Annotated in this window: 14 protein-coding genes and 1 tRNA gene; 8 read left to right on the forward strand and 7 right to left on the reverse strand. The window is 74.0% G+C overall.

The window, feature by feature from the left end:
- Window positions 1-214: 214 nt before the first annotated feature.
- The 7 genes from SM793_RS23685 to SM793_RS23715 form a co-directional block, all read right to left on the reverse strand.
- Window positions 215-1390 (reverse strand): hydroxymethylglutaryl-CoA synthase, encoded by a 1176-nt coding sequence (locus tag SM793_RS23685; RefSeq protein ID WP_320440293.1) that lies wholly within the window; start codon window positions 1388-1390, stop codon window positions 215-217.
- 2 nt (window positions 1391-1392) lie between these two features.
- Window positions 1393-2451, reverse strand: coding sequence for a hydroxymethylglutaryl-CoA reductase (locus SM793_RS23690; protein WP_320440294.1), 1059 nt, complete (start codon window positions 2449-2451; stop codon window positions 1393-1395).
- A complete protein-coding gene (gene fni / locus SM793_RS23695) occupies window positions 2448-3530 on the reverse strand; it encodes a type 2 isopentenyl-diphosphate Delta-isomerase (RefSeq protein WP_320440295.1) in 1083 nt (360 codons plus the stop codon). The genes SM793_RS23690 and fni overlap by 4 nt, the downstream gene beginning before the upstream one ends.
- Entirely contained in the window at window positions 3527-4759 is a 1233-nt protein-coding gene (locus SM793_RS23700; RefSeq protein WP_320440296.1) for a phosphomevalonate kinase, read from the reverse strand. The genes fni and SM793_RS23700 overlap by 4 nt, the downstream gene beginning before the upstream one ends.
- Window positions 4756-5817: a diphosphomevalonate decarboxylase gene (gene mvaD, locus SM793_RS23705; RefSeq protein WP_320440297.1), complete on the reverse strand. Its 1062-nt coding sequence runs from the start codon at window positions 5815-5817 to the stop codon at window positions 4756-4758. Before mvaD ends, SM793_RS23700 begins: the two co-directional genes overlap by 4 nt.
- A complete protein-coding gene (gene mvk, locus SM793_RS23710; RefSeq protein WP_320440298.1) occupies window positions 5807-6844 on the reverse strand; it encodes a mevalonate kinase in 1038 nt (345 codons plus the stop codon). Before mvk ends, mvaD begins: the two co-directional genes overlap by 11 nt.
- 173 nt (window positions 6845-7017) lie before the next feature.
- Complete coding sequence (locus tag SM793_RS23715; protein WP_320440299.1) at window positions 7018-7929, reverse strand: aromatic prenyltransferase; 912 nt, start codon at window positions 7927-7929, stop codon at window positions 7018-7020.
- Between the two features lie 430 nt (window positions 7930-8359).
- On the opposite strand from SM793_RS23715, the gene SM793_RS23720 reads away from it, so the two are divergent.
- The 8 genes from SM793_RS23720 to SM793_RS23755 all read left to right on the forward strand — a co-directional run bounded on the left by SM793_RS23720 (window position 8360) and on the right by SM793_RS23755 (window position 17919).
- A tRNA-Lys gene (locus tag SM793_RS23720) sits at window positions 8360-8432 on the forward strand.
- A gap of 356 nt (window positions 8433-8788) precedes the next feature.
- Entirely contained in the window at window positions 8789-10621 is a 1833-nt protein-coding gene (locus tag SM793_RS23725; protein WP_320440300.1) for an LCP family protein, read from the forward strand.
- A gap of 262 nt (window positions 10622-10883) precedes the next feature.
- Window positions 10884-11669 (forward strand): VOC family protein, encoded by a 786-nt coding sequence (locus tag SM793_RS23730; protein WP_320440301.1) that lies wholly within the window; start codon window positions 10884-10886, stop codon window positions 11667-11669.
- 144 nt (window positions 11670-11813) lie between these two features.
- On the forward strand, window positions 11814-12596 hold the full coding sequence (locus SM793_RS23735; protein WP_320440302.1) for an HAD-IA family hydrolase: 783 nt from the start codon (window positions 11814-11816) through the stop codon (window positions 12594-12596).
- On the forward strand, window positions 12593-15004 hold the full coding sequence (locus tag SM793_RS23740; RefSeq protein ID WP_320440303.1) for a glycoside hydrolase family 65 protein: 2412 nt from the start codon (window positions 12593-12595) through the stop codon (window positions 15002-15004). Before SM793_RS23735 ends, SM793_RS23740 begins: the two co-directional genes overlap by 4 nt.
- A 171-nt stretch (window positions 15005-15175) precedes the next feature.
- The gene (locus tag SM793_RS23745; RefSeq protein ID WP_413816023.1) at window positions 15176-16888 is read left to right on the forward strand and encodes a pyruvate dehydrogenase; all 1713 of its coding nucleotides are present in this window, start codon (window positions 15176-15178) and stop codon (window positions 16886-16888) included.
- Window positions 16889-16973: 85 nt separating this feature from the next.
- On the forward strand, window positions 16974-17684 hold the full coding sequence (locus tag SM793_RS23750) for an XRE family transcriptional regulator (protein WP_320440304.1): 711 nt from the start codon (window positions 16974-16976) through the stop codon (window positions 17682-17684).
- A gap of 31 nt (window positions 17685-17715) precedes the next feature.
- Entirely contained in the window at window positions 17716-17919 is a 204-nt protein-coding gene (locus SM793_RS23755) for a DUF6126 family protein (RefSeq protein WP_320440305.1), read from the forward strand.
- The last annotated feature ends 8 nt before the right edge of the window (window positions 17920-17927 follow it).

Raw genomic sequence — 17927 nt, forward strand, 5'->3', positions numbered from 1 at the left:
GCCGTGGGGGGGTGGCTCCCCGGGGGGGCCGCCCCCCCGGGCCCAAGGGGTTGTCCGACAATTCCCGCCGCGCGCGCGACGCCGGGCATCCCGCCTGAACGCACCGCCGAATCGTCCAAGTACGTCCAGTACGAGGACGCTCCGGCGGCACGCCCAGCCGGGCGCCCAACGCCGCGCGCTGATGCGACGCGAATTGTCGGACAACCCCTTGCCGTCAGCGCTTCTCGTAGATCCGCTTGTGCCCGCTGATGCCCGCCAGCCGGAACGGCCCGGTGGTGCCGGCCGGGGTCGGGTGGTCGCCGCCGTCGGTCGGGAAGCCCCACTCGTGCAGCTCGCGGTAGCGGTCGTAGCCGATCGGCTGCCGCCGCTCGACCGCCGCCCGGTGCGCCTCCGTCCGCAGGTGTTCCCGGTAGCCGGGCACCACCGTCCCGGCGAAGAACTCCGCGACGCTGCCCGAGCCGTAGCTGAGGAAGCCCACCGCCTGCCCGTCGAGGTCCTCCGCCCCGTCGAGCAGCGCGGCCAGGCCCAGGTACACCGACGCGGTGTAGCTGTTGCCGATCACCGCGTTGTACCCGGTGGTGCGCCCGAGGGCCCGCTCGACCAGCGCCTCGTCGGTGTCGTGCCCGGCGGAGTTCAGCAGGTGCCGGTGCGCCTTGTAGGCCATCTTCGTGAACGGCTGGTGGTAGCAGAAGGCGTTGAAGTCCTCCAGCGGCCGGCCGCCCTGCTCGGAGTAGTCCTTCCAGGTGCCCTGCACCGCCTGGAGGTAGGCGCCGATGGACTCCTGGCCGTCGACCAGTGCCGCGTCGCGGTAGTTCGGCCGCCAGAAGTCCATCACGTCCGCGGTGAACAGGCCCGAGGGGTCCTCGATCCGCACCAGCGCCGGGTCCGCGGTGACCAGCATCGCCACGGCGGCGGCGCCCTGGGTCGCCTCGCCGGGGCTGTCCAGCTCGTACTTGGAGACGTCGCTCGCCACCACCAGGACCTTCTGGGACGGGTCGCGGTGGATCAGGCCGAGGGCGAACTGCAGGGCGGCGGTGGCCCCGTAGCAGGCCTGCTTGAGCTCGACCACCCGGGTCGCCGACGGCAGGCCGAGCAGCGAGTGGACGTACACGCCCGCGGCCTTCGCCTGGTCGATCGAGGACTCGGTGGCGAACACCAGGGTCCGGATCCCGTCCGTGCCGTGCCGGGCGACGATCGGCGCGGCGGCCGCGGCGCCCAGGGTGACGATGTCCTCGTCGGCGGCCGGCACGCTCATCGACCGCTGGCCGATACCGGTGTGGTACTTGCCGACCGGAGTGCCGTTGTACTCCGCCAGCGCGGTGTGCGGCAGCACGAACTCGGTGGTCGCGAACGACAGATCGTGGATTCCGACAGTGGTACCGGTGGCCATCACTACACCCCGACCTTCTCCGTGTTGCCGCGTTCCAGGTGGACGTGGGCGCGCATCAGCTCGCCCGGGTTGGTCTGCGCCGCGAGCAGCGACAGCTCGCCGCACAGCACGGTCGCCGCCGCGATCACGGCGAGCCGGCGGGCGTTCTCGCCGGGCTCGCGGTCGGCCCGGCAGCCCAGCCGGGCCAGGTTGGTCTCCACGAAGGCGAGCCCCTTGCCGTTGCCGACCGTGCCGACGATCAGGTTGGGCAGGGTGCAGGCGAAGTACAGGTCGCCGTCGCGGTCCTCGGCCATCACGACGCCCTGCGAGCCCTCGACGATGTTGGCCGCGTCCTGGCCGGTGGCCAGGTAGAAGCCGAGCAGCATGTTCGCGAAGTGGGCGTTCGCCGAGCGGATGCCGCCGGCGAGCAGGGTGCCGAGCATGTTCTTGCGGATGTTCAGCTGGACGATCTTCGCCGCGGTGGTGTGCAGCACCCCGGTGACGACCTCCCGCGGCACCAGCAGCTCGGTCACCACGTTCTTGCCCCGGCCCAGGATGCCGTTGACCGCGGTGGCCTTCTTGTCGGTGCAGTAGTTGCCCGAGATCGACCCGTAGGAGATGCCGGGGACGGTCCGCAGCAGGTGCTGCAGCAGGACGTCGGAGGCCAGGGTGGCCATGTTGTGCCCGGAGGCGTCGCCGGTGCTGAACTCGAACCGGACGAACAGCAGGTTGGCGTTGATCTCGTGCCGGACGCCGATGAGTTCGGCGAACCGGCTGCAGCCGCGCACCACCTCCTTCAGCTCCTCGAAGCGGGCCTGGATGCTCCGGGCGGCGGCCAGCGCCGTCCCCGCGTCGGTCGCCTCGACCAGCACCGAGCGGGTCATCCGCTCGTCGACCAGGGTCGCGACGATGCCGTGCTCGGTGAGCATCGAGACCTTGGCGCCCCGGCCCACCGACGGCCACAGCGGCGACTCGTAGGTGGCCAGCGGGACATGGGTCTCGGTGGTGGTGACGTTGCCCGAGATGCGCACCGGGCCCACCCAGCGCATCGGGACGCCGGCGATGGCGTGGTCCTCGGTCATCGGATGCCTCCGGTGGTGGTGGTCCCGGCGGCGGAACGCCGGGCGAACTGCGCGGTGTCGATGCCGCGGTCGGCGCAGAACTCGCGCAGGGTGCCCTGGATCAGCAGGTCCCGGCCGGTCAGCGCGGCCGGGGTGGCCGCGCCGAGCATGGTCATCAGCGCCGCCAACTGGTCCAGCCAGCTGGACAGCTGGGTGACCAGCGCCTCCACGCCCTCGTCCATCAGGGTGCGCAGGAAGGTGCCCGACGCCCCGACGCCGTTGGCGCCGAGCGCGAGGGCGCGGGCCACGTCCAGCGGGTGGCGCACGCCGCCGGAGGCCAGCACCGGCAGGCCCACGTCCCGGCTGTCCAGCAGACAGGCGGCGGTGGACAGGCCCCAGCCCTCCAGGAAGGTGTAGTCGCGCAGGTCGCGCCGGCCGTTCTCGATCCGGGCGAAGTCGGTGCCGCCCCGGCCGCCGAGGTCGGCCACCCGTACGCCCAGGTCGCGCAGGACCAGGACGGTCTCCCGGCTGAGGCCGAAGCCGACCTCCTTGACGATGACCGGGACATCCACGCCCTCCACGATCCGGCCGATCTGCGGCACCCAGGCGGAGAAGGAGCGGTCGCCCTCCGGCATCACCGTCTCCTGGACGGTGTTGATGTGGATCTGCAGCGCGTCGGCCTTCAGCAGGTCGACGGCGCGGCGCGCCTTGTCGACCGAGGCGGTGGCGTTGACGTTGGCCAGGACGAAGCCGTCCGGGTTCTCCTCGCGCAGCACGCTGAAGGTGCCGGCGCAGGACTCGTCCTTGAAGTAGGCGCTCATCGAGCCGGACGCGATCGGCACCCCGGTCTCCCGGGCGGCGATCGCGAGGTCCCGGTTGATTCTGCCGGTCATCTCGCTGCCGCCGGTCATCGCGTTGATGTACAGCGGGACCGGCCAGGAGAAGCCGGCGAACTCCGTGGCCAGCGACACGGCCGGCCGGTCGATCCCGGCCAGGGCGTGGTGGACGAACGACACCTCGTCGAACTGGTTGCGCCCGACGTGGCCGTGCTGCTGCTCGACCGCGAGCCGGACGTGGTCGTCCTTGCGTTGAGAGATCATTCCTCGTTCCCTTCCGTGGCGGGACGCAGGTCCAGGGGTCGCACCCCGGCCGCGGCCCACCGTTGCCGTAGGTGGTCGATGTCCGGCGAGGCTGCGGTGGCCCCGGCGTGGGAGTTGGGGGACCCGGCGGCGGCCGGGGCGGTCCGGGTGGCGTGGCCTTCCGGGGCGCGCGGGCCTTCCGGTGCGGGCGGGGCTTCCGGTGCGGGCGGCACCTCCAGCAGGGCGATGCCGCAGTCACCGCCCCCCGCGCCGGAGGGCTTGGCCGCGCCGCCGACGGCCTCGGCGGTGTCGCACAGCGCCGTCAGGGCGGGCGTGAAGACGCCGAGTCCGGCCTCCTCGTCGAGCCGGGACAGCTCCCGGCGGGCGCGCCGGACGCTGTCCAGCAGCGCGGGCCGGTCGCCGTGGTCGAGCGCGTCGGCGGCGGCCCGCACCAGGTCGGCGCTGGCGGCCACGAACCGGCGGTGGGGCGGGGTGCCGCGCCAGGCCCTGCGGTGCAGCCCGGACACCAGCTCCGTGGTGGAGGCGGGGGTGCCGGTCCAGCCGACCTCCAGCGCCACCCCCGGGGGCGGCGGCAGCCGGCGCACCTCGAAGCCCGGCCAGGGCTCCGCCAGCGCCTCGGCCACCCCCCGCCGGCGGACCAGGTCGAGCACGGCGGCCCGGTCGGGCGCCCGGTAGGCGATCCAGCCGCCCCAGGTGCTGGCGGCCAGGTCACCGCCGGAACCCTTGGGGTCGAGTTCGGCGCAGGCCAGCAGCGCCAGCCGGTACCGCTCCTCGGCCGACAGCGTCAGACCGCAGTGGGCGGCCACCGCCGCGACGGTCGCCACCGTCACCGCACCGCTCGACCCGAGGCCGAACTTGACCCCGCCCTGGTGCAGCTCGCTGCTGATCGAGATGTCCAACTCCGGTGCCGGGCGCCCGTGTTCGGCCAGCAGTCGGGTGACGGACCGGAGCGCGGCGAGGACGTGGGCCAGCTCCCGGCGGGCCCGGTCGGCGTCCTCGACCCCGACCGGGTCGAGCCGGTCACCCCGGCGGAGCCAGCGCACCGGCGCCGCGAGGAGGTCGGAGGAGACCACCGTCCCGGCCCCGGCCGGCTCGGTGACGGTGGCGGTGACCCGGCGGTCGACCGCCACCAGGACCGCCTGGTTGCCCGGCTCCACCACCGCGTACTCGCCGACGACGAACAGCTTGCCCGGCGCGCGCCGGACCACCGGCGGGCGGCCGGTGGTCACGCGTCCGCGTCCAGCAGCCGGGCGCCCGGTCCGGGGCCGGCGATGTGCACCGAACCGCCGTGGACGGCCTCGCGGACCACCCCGGCCACCCGGTCCGCCTCGGACCGCCGGCAGAGCACCTTGACGTTGGGGCCGGCGTCCATGGTCGCCCAGGCCGACACCCCGGCGCGGCGCAGCTCCAGCACCGCGTCCAGCACGGTCAGGGTGGCCGCCGAGAGGTAGCGCACCGCCGGGCGGGCCGCCAGCATGGTGGCGTGCATCCCGAGCGCGTTGCGCTCCGCGACCTCGCCCACCGCGTCCAGGTCGGCCCGGTGCAGCGCCTCCCGCATCTCGGCCAGGTCGGCCTGGCTGGAGGCGGCCCAGGGCCGGTACAGCGGCGAGGTGGCGACGGTGCGCCGCATCGCCTCGCGGCTGGACACCGCCTTCGGGCCGGCGTCGACCACCGCGACCACCAGCGCCGGGTCCAGCGCGGTCACCGGCACCGGGACCGGCTCGGCGTAGGAGCCGAGGTCGGGGTCGCCGCCGCGGTCCGGCTGTCCGGCGTGCCAGATCGCGAAGCCGCCGAAGACGGAGCGCGAGGCCGAGCCGGAGCCGCGCCGGGCCAGCCGGGACAGCCCGGTGGCGTCCAGGCCGAGCCCGTACGCGGCGCCGGCGGCGGTGGCCAGCGCGGCGAAACCGCTCGCGGAGGAGGCGAGGCCGGCGCCGGTGGGGACGGTGTTGCGGGTGTCCACGACGGCCCGCAGCGGGCTCCCGGCGCGTTCCCTGACCAGGTCGAGGAAGGCGGTCACCCGGCGGCGCGGCTCGCCCTCCAGGGGCGTGCCGTCGAGCGCCACCGTGTCCTCGCCGGCCCCGGGGTCGAGCCGGACCCGGGTGGTGGTCGGGAACACGTCCAGGGTCATCGAGAGGCTGTCGGTCCAGGGGAGGACGAGCCGCTCGTCCCGCTTGCCCCAGTACTTGACCAGCGCGATGTTCGGATGGGCGACGGCGGTGGCGTCCCCGGTGGCGCTCCCGGTGCCGGGGCGCGGGCGGGGGGTGGCGGTCGGCTGCTCAGCGGCCATGGCCGGGGTACTCCCTCAGCGGTACGGACCAGGTCTGGACGGCTCCGGCGGCGAGCAGCGCGCGGGTGACCTCCGCGGCCCGCTCCTCGGACGCCAGCGCGATCACGCAGCCGCCCATGCCGCCGCCGGTGATCTTGGCGCCGAGGCCGCCGGCGGCCAGCGCGGCCGAGACCATCCCGTCGATCCGGTCGGTGCTCAGGCCGCCCGCGCGGAGCAGCTCGTGGTAGTCGGTGAGCTGGGCGCCGAGCTGCTCGGGCCGGCCCTCGGCGAGTGCCAGCCGGGCGGTCCCGGTCAGTTCGGAGGCCCGGCGCAGGAAGGCCTCCTGGGTGCCCGGCCGCTGCCGGAAGCCCTCGCGGAGCAGCTCGACGGCGTCCTTGGTCCGGCCCGCCACGCCGCTGTCGGCGAGGATGAACAGGCCGTCGCAGCCGATCGGCAGCTCCTCCGCCCGGCCGGCCCGGAACAGCAGCGGGGCGGTCGCGCCGACGGCCATCGCGTCGACGCCGCTGGCCCGCCCGTGCGCCACGTTCTCGGCGGTCTGCACCAGGTCGAACGCCAGCCGCGGGGTGACCTCGCGCCCGAACAGGTCGGCCAGCGCGTGCACCACGGCCAGCGCGCAGGCGGCGCTGGAGCCGAGGCCGCGGCCGACCGGGATCGCGCAGTCGATGATCACGTCGAGGTGCAGGCTGTCGGGCACGCCCATGGCGGCCCGGAACTCGGTGGTCAGCCGGTGCAGTCCGCCGGAGGCCTGGGCGGCCTTCGGCCGGGACTCGGAGCCGGTCATGGTGAGGGAGAAGTCGTCCGGGTCGTCCGGGGACTGCGCGGAGCAGCCGGCGGTGGCGGTGACGCCCAGCTGCGGGAGCGGGAGGGCGAGCGCCGGGGCTCCGTAGACGACCGCGTGCTCACCCAGCACGATCGCCTTGGCCCGGGCCCGGCCGGTGCCGACCGGCCGGGCGCCGCGGCTCTCCGACAACCCCTCGGGTGCGGCGGGTAGGGACAACGAACTCAGCTCCCCGTTTCGTTTCTGCATGGAGATCGCTCATCCAGAGTTCTCGGAAGGAAGGAATCCGGTGGCGGGCGGGAATCCCCGGCCGGGCCCGCGCGCGGCGGCGGACGCGGCGCGCGGGCCGGGCCGGGACGGAAAAGGGCCCGCCGGGGACCGTGTTCGGTCCCCGGCAGACCCGGGTGGTGCGGTGCCGCGTGCTACGACTCGGCGACGAGCATCTTCTCGACCGGCCGCCGCCACTGGTAGTACGACTGGATCTTGTGGTACTCGCCCTTGGGCGTGACCGTCACGCCGTAGACGAAGTTGCGGCCCTCGGTGCTGTACGGGGCGTCCTGGACCAGCCGGGTGATCTGCGGGGCCACGGTCACCGGCAGCGCCAGCGGCTCGGGCGTCATGACGGAGTAGGTGATCCGCGAGATCTTCGGGGAGTCCCAGCTCAGCGTGGCGTACATGACGAACGCCTTCTCGTTGAACGTCAGCAACTCCTCGCTCGGGGCCGGCAGGCCCAGTTCGGCGAGCAGCGAGCGGACGCCCTCGGGTGCGAAGGTCTCCCGCGGCACCCGGCCGGAGGCGCCGCCGCCGAAGTAGAGGTTGACGGTCCGGCTGCCGTAGTCGATGCCGACGGTGCTGACGATGTCCGACAGGCCGTAGCGGTCGAAGAGCTCGAGGTTGGCGGTGATGCCCTCGGGTGCCGACGGCAGCGCGGCGACCTCGCGGACCGTCAGCAGCCGCTCGATGGTGGGGAAGGACCAGGTCTTGGTGAACCCGGCCCGGACCCCGAAGTCGACGCCGCAGCTGTCGATCGGGAGCTCGCCGTGGACCTCGGCCAGCAGCTTGCCGACGGGGTGGTCGGTCTTCTCGGCCAGGCCGTTCGCCAGCGCGACGGCGTAGGGGTCGAGGCCCCGGGGGAGCATGGTGAACCGGCAGTCGAGGTCATCGGCACCGAGCGGGCTGTTCTGCACCCGGAAGGAGATCACCGACTCCGGCAGCACGTCCTGGTAGGCGGTCAGGATCGGCCACACCGTCTCGCGCTCGAAGGGCACGTCCACCACGCGGGCGGTTCCCTCGACGGCCGCGTAGAAGTTCTCCAGGAAGGCGCTTTCCGACATTCTTCTTCCACCTGTCCAATCGTGGCGTCTGTGTGGATCGGGGGTTGGATCTGGGGTTCGTCGCGGGTCGTACACGCCGCGACGTCGCACAGCCGTCAGCCGCGGGCCGCGCACCCGCGCCGGACCCCGGGCGGGTGCGTACGCCGAGGCGCACGCGGATGACGGACGAACCGAGGGGGAACCAGTACTGTGCCGACCGAAGACCTGGTCCGACCTGCGCGGACCGGCGGTTCTGGCACTCAACACCCGCCCCCTGAACGGGTTTTGGGCAGGGTGGGCGTGCAGAAATAGTGACACGCGCCCGGCCCGGGGGCCAAGCCCCCCCGAAAGTGACCTGGGTCACGCCTCCCCCGGTCGCCCCGGGGCCCCGGACGCGGGGCGGTATTCGGCGGCACCGGGCGGCCCGGTCTGGCATGATGTCCACGGTGTCGGGGTGCTAGCTCAATGGGTAGAGCAGCGGACTTTTAATCCGTAGGTTCAGGGTTCGAGCCCCTGGCGCCCCACCGACGCGAAAGGCCCGGGCCGGACCACCTCCGACCCGGGCCTTCGCCGTTCCGGGCCCCGTTCCCGGCCGGTCCGCAGATCGGCACCGGCACCGGCACCGGCGCTGTGGCCGTGTCCCGCGGCCGGCGGCGCCGAGTATGCGAACGATGCACTCTGACGATCGGTTTGTATGATCCAAGGCGGGTCCGTTGGGGGACATCGGACCCGCACGGAGGGCTGCGGACGGCGCGGCCGGGGGTGTTCGTCGGTTATTGCGACCGTCGTACGTGCAACCCGGGGGCGGTCTCGACCGTCTCTCTGTGTGCAGTGCGTCCGGCCGTTGTGGGCGCGGCGTCCGCCGGTGAAAGGTTCAGGCATGTCAGGTCAGTGGGGCGAGGGTCCGGCTCGCGGTGACGACGCGCCCGGTGCGCTCACGGCCGACGGTGCCGCCGACGGCACACCCGGCGCCCCGGTGCCCGGGCCCCGGCCCGGCGGCCGCGCCGAGGCCCGTCGGGCCGCCCAGGGCAGGCCGGGCCAGGCCAAGGTGGGGCCGCCCCAGCCCGGGCCGCCCCCGGCCGGTGGTGGCGGCGGACGGGCCGCGGCCCGGGCCGCCGCCCGTAAGCCGAAGCGGGACGTCAAGAAGGTCGTCGCCTGGTCCGCCGCCGGGGTACTCGTGCTGCTGGCGGCCGCCGGCGGGCTGATCTACTACCAGCTCAACGGCAACATCAAGTCCTTCGACGCGGACGCGATAGCCAAGGACCGCCCGCCGGAGGCGCAGGCCGACGCGGACGGCAACAAGCCCGTCAACCTCCTGCTGATCGGCTCCGACAGCCGGGGCAAGAACAACTCCGACCTCGGCGGTGGCGAGGACGGCGGCGCCCGCTCGGACACCACGATCCTGCTGCACGTCTACGCCGACCACAAGCACGCCGTGGGCATCTCCATACCGCGCAACGCGATGGTGGCCATACCGTCCTGCAAGCTGCCCAACGGCAAGTGGACCAAGGGGACGAACAGCGAGCTGTTCAACGCGGCCTTCTCCACCGGCGGCACCGACGAGGGCAACCCCGCCTGCACCCAGAACACCGTGGAGAAGCTCACCGGGATCCGGGTCGACCACACCATGGTGGTGGACTTCCAGGGCTTCGCGGCGATGACCAAGGCGGTCGACGGCGTCGACATCTGCCTGCCCGAGGACATCCACGAGAAGGACCTCAACGACAAGCTGCCCGCGAAGGGCGCCGTGGTCCTGAAGAAGGGCCCGCAGAAGGTGGAGGGCCAGCAGGCGCTCGACTACGTGCGGCTGCGGCACGGCATCGGCGACGGCTCTGACATCGGCCGGATGAAGCGCCAGCAGGCGTTCATCAGCTCGCTGGCGAGCAAGATCAAGAAGCAGGGGCTCAACCCGACCACCCTGCTGCCGCTCGCCAACGCCGCCACCAGCTCGCTCACCGTCGACCCCGGCCTCGACAGCGCCGACAAGCTGATGTCCTTCGGCCTCTCGCTGCGCAACATCGACCTGCACGACCTCAAGTTCGTCACCCTGCCCTGGCGCTACCGCACCGTGGACAAGAACATCGACATCGTCGAGGCGGACGCCAAGAAGCTCTGGGACACCCTCAAGGCCGACCAGACCATCGACGGCCAGAACGCCACCGGCGAGCAGCCGGCGGAGGCCCCCTCCCCGACCGCCCCGCCGGCCGTGGCGGCGACCACCGCGACCACCCCGGCGGCCACGGCGCACGCCGCCGCGGCCGGCTCCCCGCTCGCCGACACCAGGAGCATCAAGGTGGCGGTCTACACCGGCACCAGTGCCACCGGCATGGCCGGCAAGGCGGCCGAGCAGTTGAAGGCGGCCAAGTTCACCGCCACCGCCGTCGGCCGGGCCGACAACCTCAAGTACACGACCACGATGGTCCAGTACGGCTCGGGGCAGAAGGCGAACGCGGAGAAGGTCGCCGCGGTGTTCCCCGGCGCGGTGGTCGAGCCAGGCACCTCGGCCGGTATCACCGTGATCGTCGGCAAGGACTTCGCGGCGGCCAACGGCGCCTCCGCCGGCGCCACCACCCCGGGCGCCTCCGCCGGCGCCCCGGCGGGGGGCCCGTCCGCGCCCGCCGTGCCCCAGCCGCTGCCCAGCAGCCTCGTCGCCGACGCCCGCTCGGCGGACGACAACATCTGCGACAACACCACCTACGGCTCCGGCGGCTGACCCGCCCCGGTCCCGGCCGGGGGCCGCGGCGGGCTCCACCGCCCTCGCGGCGGGCTCCACCGCCCTCGCGGCGGGCTCCACCGCCCTCGCGCCGGGCTCCACCGCCCCCGCGCCGGCCGGAGGCCCGCCGGGACGCCGTCCGGTGGCGGGATCGCGGAGGCACGGCGATCGTGGGCGGTGTACGGCCGTCCGGCCGCGCGGCCCGAGGCGGCCGGCGCCCGGTGGCCCGTCCGGCGGAGGACCATCGCTTGGAGGCCCAGGAATGCCCGTAGTCACCGCACCGTACAAGCCCGGCACCCCGTGCTGGGTGGACCTGATGGCGAGCGACCAGCAGGCCGCGCTCGACTTCTACCGCGACCTGTTCGGCTGGCAGGGCGAAGTCGGCCCGCCCGAGTTCGGCGGCTACGCCGTGTGCTCGCTCAACGGCAGGCCGGTCGCCGGGATCATGGCCCGCTCCGGCCCGGAGGGGCAGCCGCTGCCCCCGGTCTCCTGGACCACCTACCTCGCCGCCGACGACGCCGACGCGGCCGGGCAGGCCATCTCCGGCGCCGGCGGCACCATCGTGTACCCGGTGACGGACGTGGGCGACACCGGCCGGATGCTGGTCGCGGCGGACCCGACCGGCGCGGTCTTCGGCGTCTGGCAGAAGCTGGAGTTCGTCGGCGCGGGCGTCGTCAACGAACCCGGCGCGCTGGTCTGGAACGAGCTCAACACCACGGACACCGCGGCGGCCGGCCGGTTCTACCAGCAGGCACTCGGCCTGCGCCCCGCCACCGTGCAGGGCATGGACGGCTTCTACTCGCTCAACGTGGGCGACCACACGGTGGGCGGCATGCAGCCGGTCGCCGGGTACCTGCCGCCGGGCACCCCCTCGCACTGGATGACCTACTTCTCGGTGGACGACACCGACTCCACGGTGGACGCGCTGGTGAAGGCCGGCGGCTCGGTGGTCCAGCCGCCGTTCGACATGCAGGCCGGGCGGATGGCGGTGGTGCGGGACCCGCAGGGCGCGGTCTTCGCGCTGACCGCCACCCCGGACTCCCCCTGAGTCCCGCAGTCCCCCCGATCCCCGTACGGCCCGGACTCCCCCCGGGCCCCGGGCGGCCCGCCCGTGACGGCCGGGCCGCCCGTTCCCGCGACGCGCCGCCGGGAATGGGCGGCCGGACCCGCTCCGGCGGGTAAGACTGCACCCATGCTGGGGCTACCGGAAGACATCCGCGCTTTCCTGTTCGACCTCGACGGGGTGCTCACCCAGACCGCCACGGTGCACGCCGCGGCCTGGAAGGACACCTTCGACGCCTTCCTGCGCGCCGAAGCCGCCCGCACCGGCGGGCCGTTCACCCCCTTCGACGCCGTCGCCGACTACGACGCCTTCGTGGACGGGCGGCCCAGACTCGACGGCACCCGCGCCTTCCTCGCCGGCCGGGGCATCGAGCTGCCCGAGGGCACCGACGCCGACCCACCGGGCGCCCTCACCGTGCAGGGCATCAGCCGGGCCAAGAACGACACCGTGCTGCGGATGATCCGCGAGCAGGGCGTCGCCCCGTACCCGGGCTCGGTCGACTACGTGCGCCGGCTGCGCGCGCTCGGCCTGCCCACCGCCGTGGTCTCGTCCAGCGCCAACTGCCGTGACGTGCTGCGGTCCGCGGGCATCGAGGGGTACTTCGACGTGATCGTGGACGGCCTCGTCGCCACCCGGGACGGACTGCCGGGCAAGCCCGCGCCGGACACCTACCTGGCCGCCGCCCGGGCGCTGGGCGTCGAGCCCCCGCACGCCGCCGTGTTCGAGGACGCGCTGGCCGGGGTCGCCTCCGGCCGGGCCGGCGGCTTCGGCGCGGTGGTCGGGGTGGACCGGGTCGGCCAGGCCGCCGAACTGCGCCGCGACGGCGCCACCGTGGTGGTCCGGGACCTCGCCGAACTGATCCCCGGCGACGGCCCGCAGGCCCCCGGCAAGTCCGAGGAGACACCGGCATGACCGGCCAGGAGCAGCCCTTCGTCGTCGACCCGTGGCAGGTCGTCGAACCGGGCCTCGACCTCACCTCGATGGCCCGCGCCGAATCCGTGTTCGCGCTCTCCAACGGCCACATCGGCCTGCGCGCCAACCTCGACGAGGGCGAGCCGCACGGCCTGCCCGGCACCTATCTCAACGGTGTCTTCGAGCTGCGCCCGATGCCCTACGGCGAGGGCGGCTACGGCTACCCGGAGTCCAGCCAGAGCGTCATCAACGTGACCAACGGCAAGATCGTCCGACTGCTGGTCGACGACGAGCCGTTCGACCTCCGCTACGGCGAACTGGTCAGCCACCGACGCTGGTTGGACTTCCGCGACGGCCTGCTGCGGCGGTCCGCCGAGTGGACCTCCCCGGCCGGGCGGACCGTCCGGGTCGACTCCACCCGGCTGGTCTCGCTCACCCAGCGGGCGGTCGCCGCGGTCGAGTACACCCTGGAGGCGGTGGACGGCCCGGTCCGGATCGTGCTGCAGAGCGAACTCGTGGCCAACGAACAGCTGCCCGGCGGCGCCGAGGGCGACCCGAGGGCCGCCGCCGTGCTGGAGGCCCCGCTGATCGCCGAGGCCAGCCACGCCGGTGGGACGAAGGCGGTGCTGGTCCACCGCACCCGCTACAGCGGCATCCGGGTCGCCGCCGGCATGGACCATGTGATCGAGGGGCCGGACCGGCTGGACACCGTCGCCGAGGCGGAGGACGACCACTGCCGGATCAGCGTCACCACCGTGCTCCGCCCCGGCGAGCGGCTGCGGCTGGTGAAGTTCATGGCCTACGGCTGGTCCGCGACCCGCTCGCTGCCCGCCGTCCGGGACCAGGTGGAGGCCGCGCTGACCGCCGCCCGGTACACCGGCTGGGACGCCCTGGTCGCCGAACAGGCCGAATACCTGCGGGAGTTCTGGGAGACCAGCGATGTCGAGATCGAGGGCGACGTCGAACTCCAGCAGGCCGTCCGGTTCGCCCTCTTCCACGTCCTCCAGGCCGGGGCCCGGAGCGAGGAGCGAGCCATCCCGGCCAAGGGGCTGACCGGCCCCGGCTACGACGGGCACAGCTTCTGGGACACCGAGGCGTTCGTCCTGCCGGTGCTCACCTACTGCCTGCCGTCCGCCGTCGCCCAGGCCCTGCGCTGGCGGCACACCACCCTGCCGATGGCCCGCGAGCGCGCGGTCCAGCTCGGCCTCGCCGGGGCGGTGTTCCCCTGGCGGACGATCCACGGCGAGGAGTGCTCCGGCTACTGGCCGGCCGGCACCGCCGCGTTCCACATCGGCGCGGACATCGCGTCCGCCGTCGCCCGCTACGTCCGGACCAGCGGGGACCTCGCGTTCGAGCGCGACTACGGGCTCGAACTCCTGGTCGAGACGGCCCGGATGTGGCGCTCGCTCGGCCACCACGACGCCGCCGGCCGGTTCCGGATCGAGGGCGTGACCGGTCCCGACGAGTACAGCGCCGTCGCCGACAACAACGTCTACACCAACCTGATGGCGCAGACGAACCTGCGCGCCGCCGCCGAGTCCGCCGCCCGGCACCCGCGCGAGGCCGCCGCGCTCGGCGTCGACACCGAGGAGACGGCGGCCTGGCGGGACGCCGCCGCGGCGATGTTCGTCCCGTACGACGCCGACCTCGGCGTCCACCCGCAGGCCGACGGCTTCACCGACCACCAGGTCTGGGACTTCGAGCACACCCCGGCGGAGAACTACCCGCTGCTGCTGCACTACCCGTACTTCGACCTGTACCGGAAGCAGGTCGTCAAGCAGGCCGACCTGGTGCTCGCCATGCAGGTCCGCGGCGACGCGTTCACCGACGAGCAGAAGGCCCGCAACTTCGCCTACTACGAGCGGCTGACCGTCCGCGACTCCTCGCTGTCCGCGTGCACCCAGGCGGTGATCGCCGCCGAGGTCGGGCAGCTCGACCTCGCGTACGACTACACCGCCGAGGCCGCCCTGATGGACCTCCACGACCTCGGCGGCAACACCCGGGACGGCCTGCACATGGCCTCGCTCGCCGGGGCCTGCATCGCGCTGGTGGCGGGCTTCGGCGGACTGCGGGACCACGGCGAGACGCTGTGGTTCCGGCCCAGGCTCCCGGCCGGGCTGACCCGGATCGGCTTCTCGCTGCGGATCCGGGGGAAGCTGCTCGCGGTGCGGATCGACCACGACGAGACCACGTACACGCTGCGCCGGGGCGAGGTGATCCACCTGCGGCACGACGGGGAGCAGGTGCAGGTGAAGGCCGGCGAGCCGGTCTCGCTGCCGACCACCGCGCCGCCCGCCCAGGAGCGCTGCAGCCAGCCTCCCGGCCGCGAACCGGCCAGCCGCCAGCCGCAGGCGGGCGTCCCCGGCGGCCGCATCTCCTCCGGCCCGGACCACCTCCCCGCCGAGTAGGCCCGGCGCGTCCGCCGCCCCGCCGAGTAGGCCCGGCGCGTCCGCCGCCCCGGGGCCGGCCCCTCACCCCGACGGGCCACCCCGGGTGCGGGCGGACGCGCGGCGGCGCAGGGTGCTGGTGTCGTGCGTCCCCGGCAGCAGGAGATCCCCGTGGTGAGTGTGGCCGAACAGATGGTGGCGGTGCTCCGGCAGGCCGGCGTGGAGCGGGTCTACGGCGTGGTCGGCGACAGCCTCAACCCCGTGGTGGACGCCATCCGCCGGACGGACGGCATCAGCTGGGTGCACGTCCGCAACGAGGAGGCCGGCGCCTTCGCGGCCGCCGCCGAGGCCGAGCTGACCGGCCGGCTGGCGGTCTGCGCGGGCTCCTGCGGCCCCGGCAACACCCACCTCGTCCAGGGCCTCTACGACGCGCAGCGCAGCGGCGTCCCGGTGCTCGCGCTGGCCTCGCACATCCCGTCCGGCCAGATCGGCACCGGCTTCTTCCAGGAGACCCACCCCGAGCGGGTGTTCACCGACTGCAGCGGCTGGTGCGAGATGCTCTCCACCGCCGCCCAGATGCCCCGGCTGCTGCGGATCGCGATCCAGCACGCCCTCGGGGCCCGGGACGTCTCGGTGCTGGCCTTCCCCGGCGACGTGGCGGCGCTCTCCGCCGCCGCCCCGACCGGCACCAGCCACTTCCTCACCGAACGGGCCGTCGCCGCCCCGCCCTGGTCCCAGGTGCAGGAGCTGGCCCGGGTGCTCAACGCCGCGCCCAAGGTGGCGCTGTTCTGCGGCGCGGGCGTCCGCGAGGCGCACGCCGAGGTGATGGAACTCGCGGCCACCCTGTGCGCGCCGGTCGGGCACTCCCTGCGCGGCAAGGAGTGGATCCAGTACGACAACCCGTACGACGTCGGGATGAGCGGACTGCTCGGCTACGGCGCCTGCCACGAGGCCCTGCACTCCGCCGACCTCGTCCTGCTGCTCGGCACCGACTTCCCCTACGACTCCTTCCTGCCCCAGGCCCGGACCGTCCAGGTGGACCACGACGCCACCCGGCTCGGCCGCAGGACCGCGCTGGACCTGGCCGTGCACGGCGACGTCCCGGCCACCCTGCGGGCGGTCCTGCCGCTGCTGGAGCGGAAGACCGACCGGTCCTTCCTCGACGACATGCTGCGCCGCCACTGCCGGGCGCTGGAGGACGTCGTCGGCGCCTACACCCGGGACATCGGGAAGCATCTGCCCGTCCATCCCGAGTACGTGGCCTCGGTGCTGGACGAGGTGGCCGCCGAGGACGCGGTCTTCACCGTCGACACCGGTATGAACAACGTCTGGGCCGCCCGCTACCTGCGGCCCAACGGGCGCCGCCGGGTGATCGGCTCCTTCCTGCACGGTTCGATGGCCAACGCCCTCCCGCACGCGATCGGCGCCCAACTCGCCTTCCCCGGGCGCCAGGTGGTGGCGATGTCGGGCGACGGCGGGCTGTCGATGCTGCTCGGCGAGCTGCTCACGGTGGCCAGGCACCGGCTGCCGGTGAAGACCGTGGTCTTCAACAACGGCGCGCTCGGCATGATCAAGCTGGAGATGCTGGTCTCCGGCTACCCGGAGTCGGAGGTCGACAACGGGGACGTCGACTACGCCGGGATCGCCCGGGCGATGGGCATCCCGGCCAAGCGGGTCACCGAGCCCGCGCGGGTGCGGGAGGTCCTGGCGGAGGCGCTGGAACGGCCCGGCCCGGCCCTGGTGGACGTGGTCACCGACCCGAACGCGCTGTCCGTCCCGCCGCACATCACGGCGGCCCAGCTGAAGGGCTTCGCGCTGGCCGCGGGCCGTACGGTGCTGTCGGGCGGGGTCGGGCGCATGATCGACCTGGCCCGGTCCAATCTGCGGAACATCCCCCGGCCGTAGCCGTCGGGGATCCTGCCCCTCCGGGCGGTTTGCCTCGTGGGCAAAAAGTTTGCCCGGGCGGCACGGAGGAGTGTCCACTGGGCACATGACCACCAGCCCAGCCGGTCCGCCCGCCGACCCCGGCGTTCCCGCCGACCTCGGCGCTCCGCCCGCCGACCCCGGCGTTCCCGCCGCCGTTCCGGCCGCCCCCGTGGACGACCCCGGGGCGCCGGAGGTGGCCGGCCTCGCCGTGCGGCTGCGCGAGCACCGGCTCGGCAGCCGCCTCACCCTGGAGGTCGCCGCCGCCCGGGTCGGCCTCTCCCCAGCCTACTTGTCCCGGCTGGAGACCGGGCGCCGACAGCCCTCCCTGCCCGTCCTGCTCGGCCTCGCCCGCGCCTACGGCACCTCCGTCTCCGGACTGCTCGGCGAGGCGTTCACCGAGCCCGACCCGGTGGTGCGCGGCGGTGCGATCGAACCGGGCCGGGCCGGCGGCTGGGGCTACCGCAGGGCCGGCGCGCCCGGCCGGGCGATGCAGGCGCTGCGCGTGCACGTCCCCCCGGGCGTGCAGGACGCGGTGGTCCGGGTCCACCCGGGCGAGGAGTGGCTGTACGTGCTCCGCGGCCGGCTCCGGCTGACCCTCGGCGAGCGGGTCCACGTGCTCGACGAGGGCGACTCGGCGCACTTCGACTCGCTCACCCCGCACTGCATCGCCGCCGACTCCTCTTCCGGGGTCGAGCTGCTCTTCATGCACACCCTGCTGCAGAGCCCCGGTGGCGAACTCTGCCTCGGCGGCGGCCCCGCCGCCCCGCATCACTGACCCGACGTCAGGACATCCGGAGGAGATCCCCATGGCCGATCCCACCACTACCGCGACCGAGACCGAGACCGCCGCCGTGCCCGCCCCCGTACGCGCGAAGCCGGCCAAGACCATCGACGCCGGCAAGCAGGCCAACCGCCGCATCGGCGTCCGCCTGGTGATCTACACCGTCGCCACCCATGCCTTCGCCGGCTTCATCCTGCTCCTCTTCGAGCTGGGCAACCGCAACAAGTAGCCCGCCGC

This window comes from Kitasatospora purpeofusca, from assembly GCF_034043715.1.
GTDB lineage: Bacteria > Actinomycetota > Actinomycetes > Streptomycetales > Streptomycetaceae > Kitasatospora > Kitasatospora purpeofusca_A.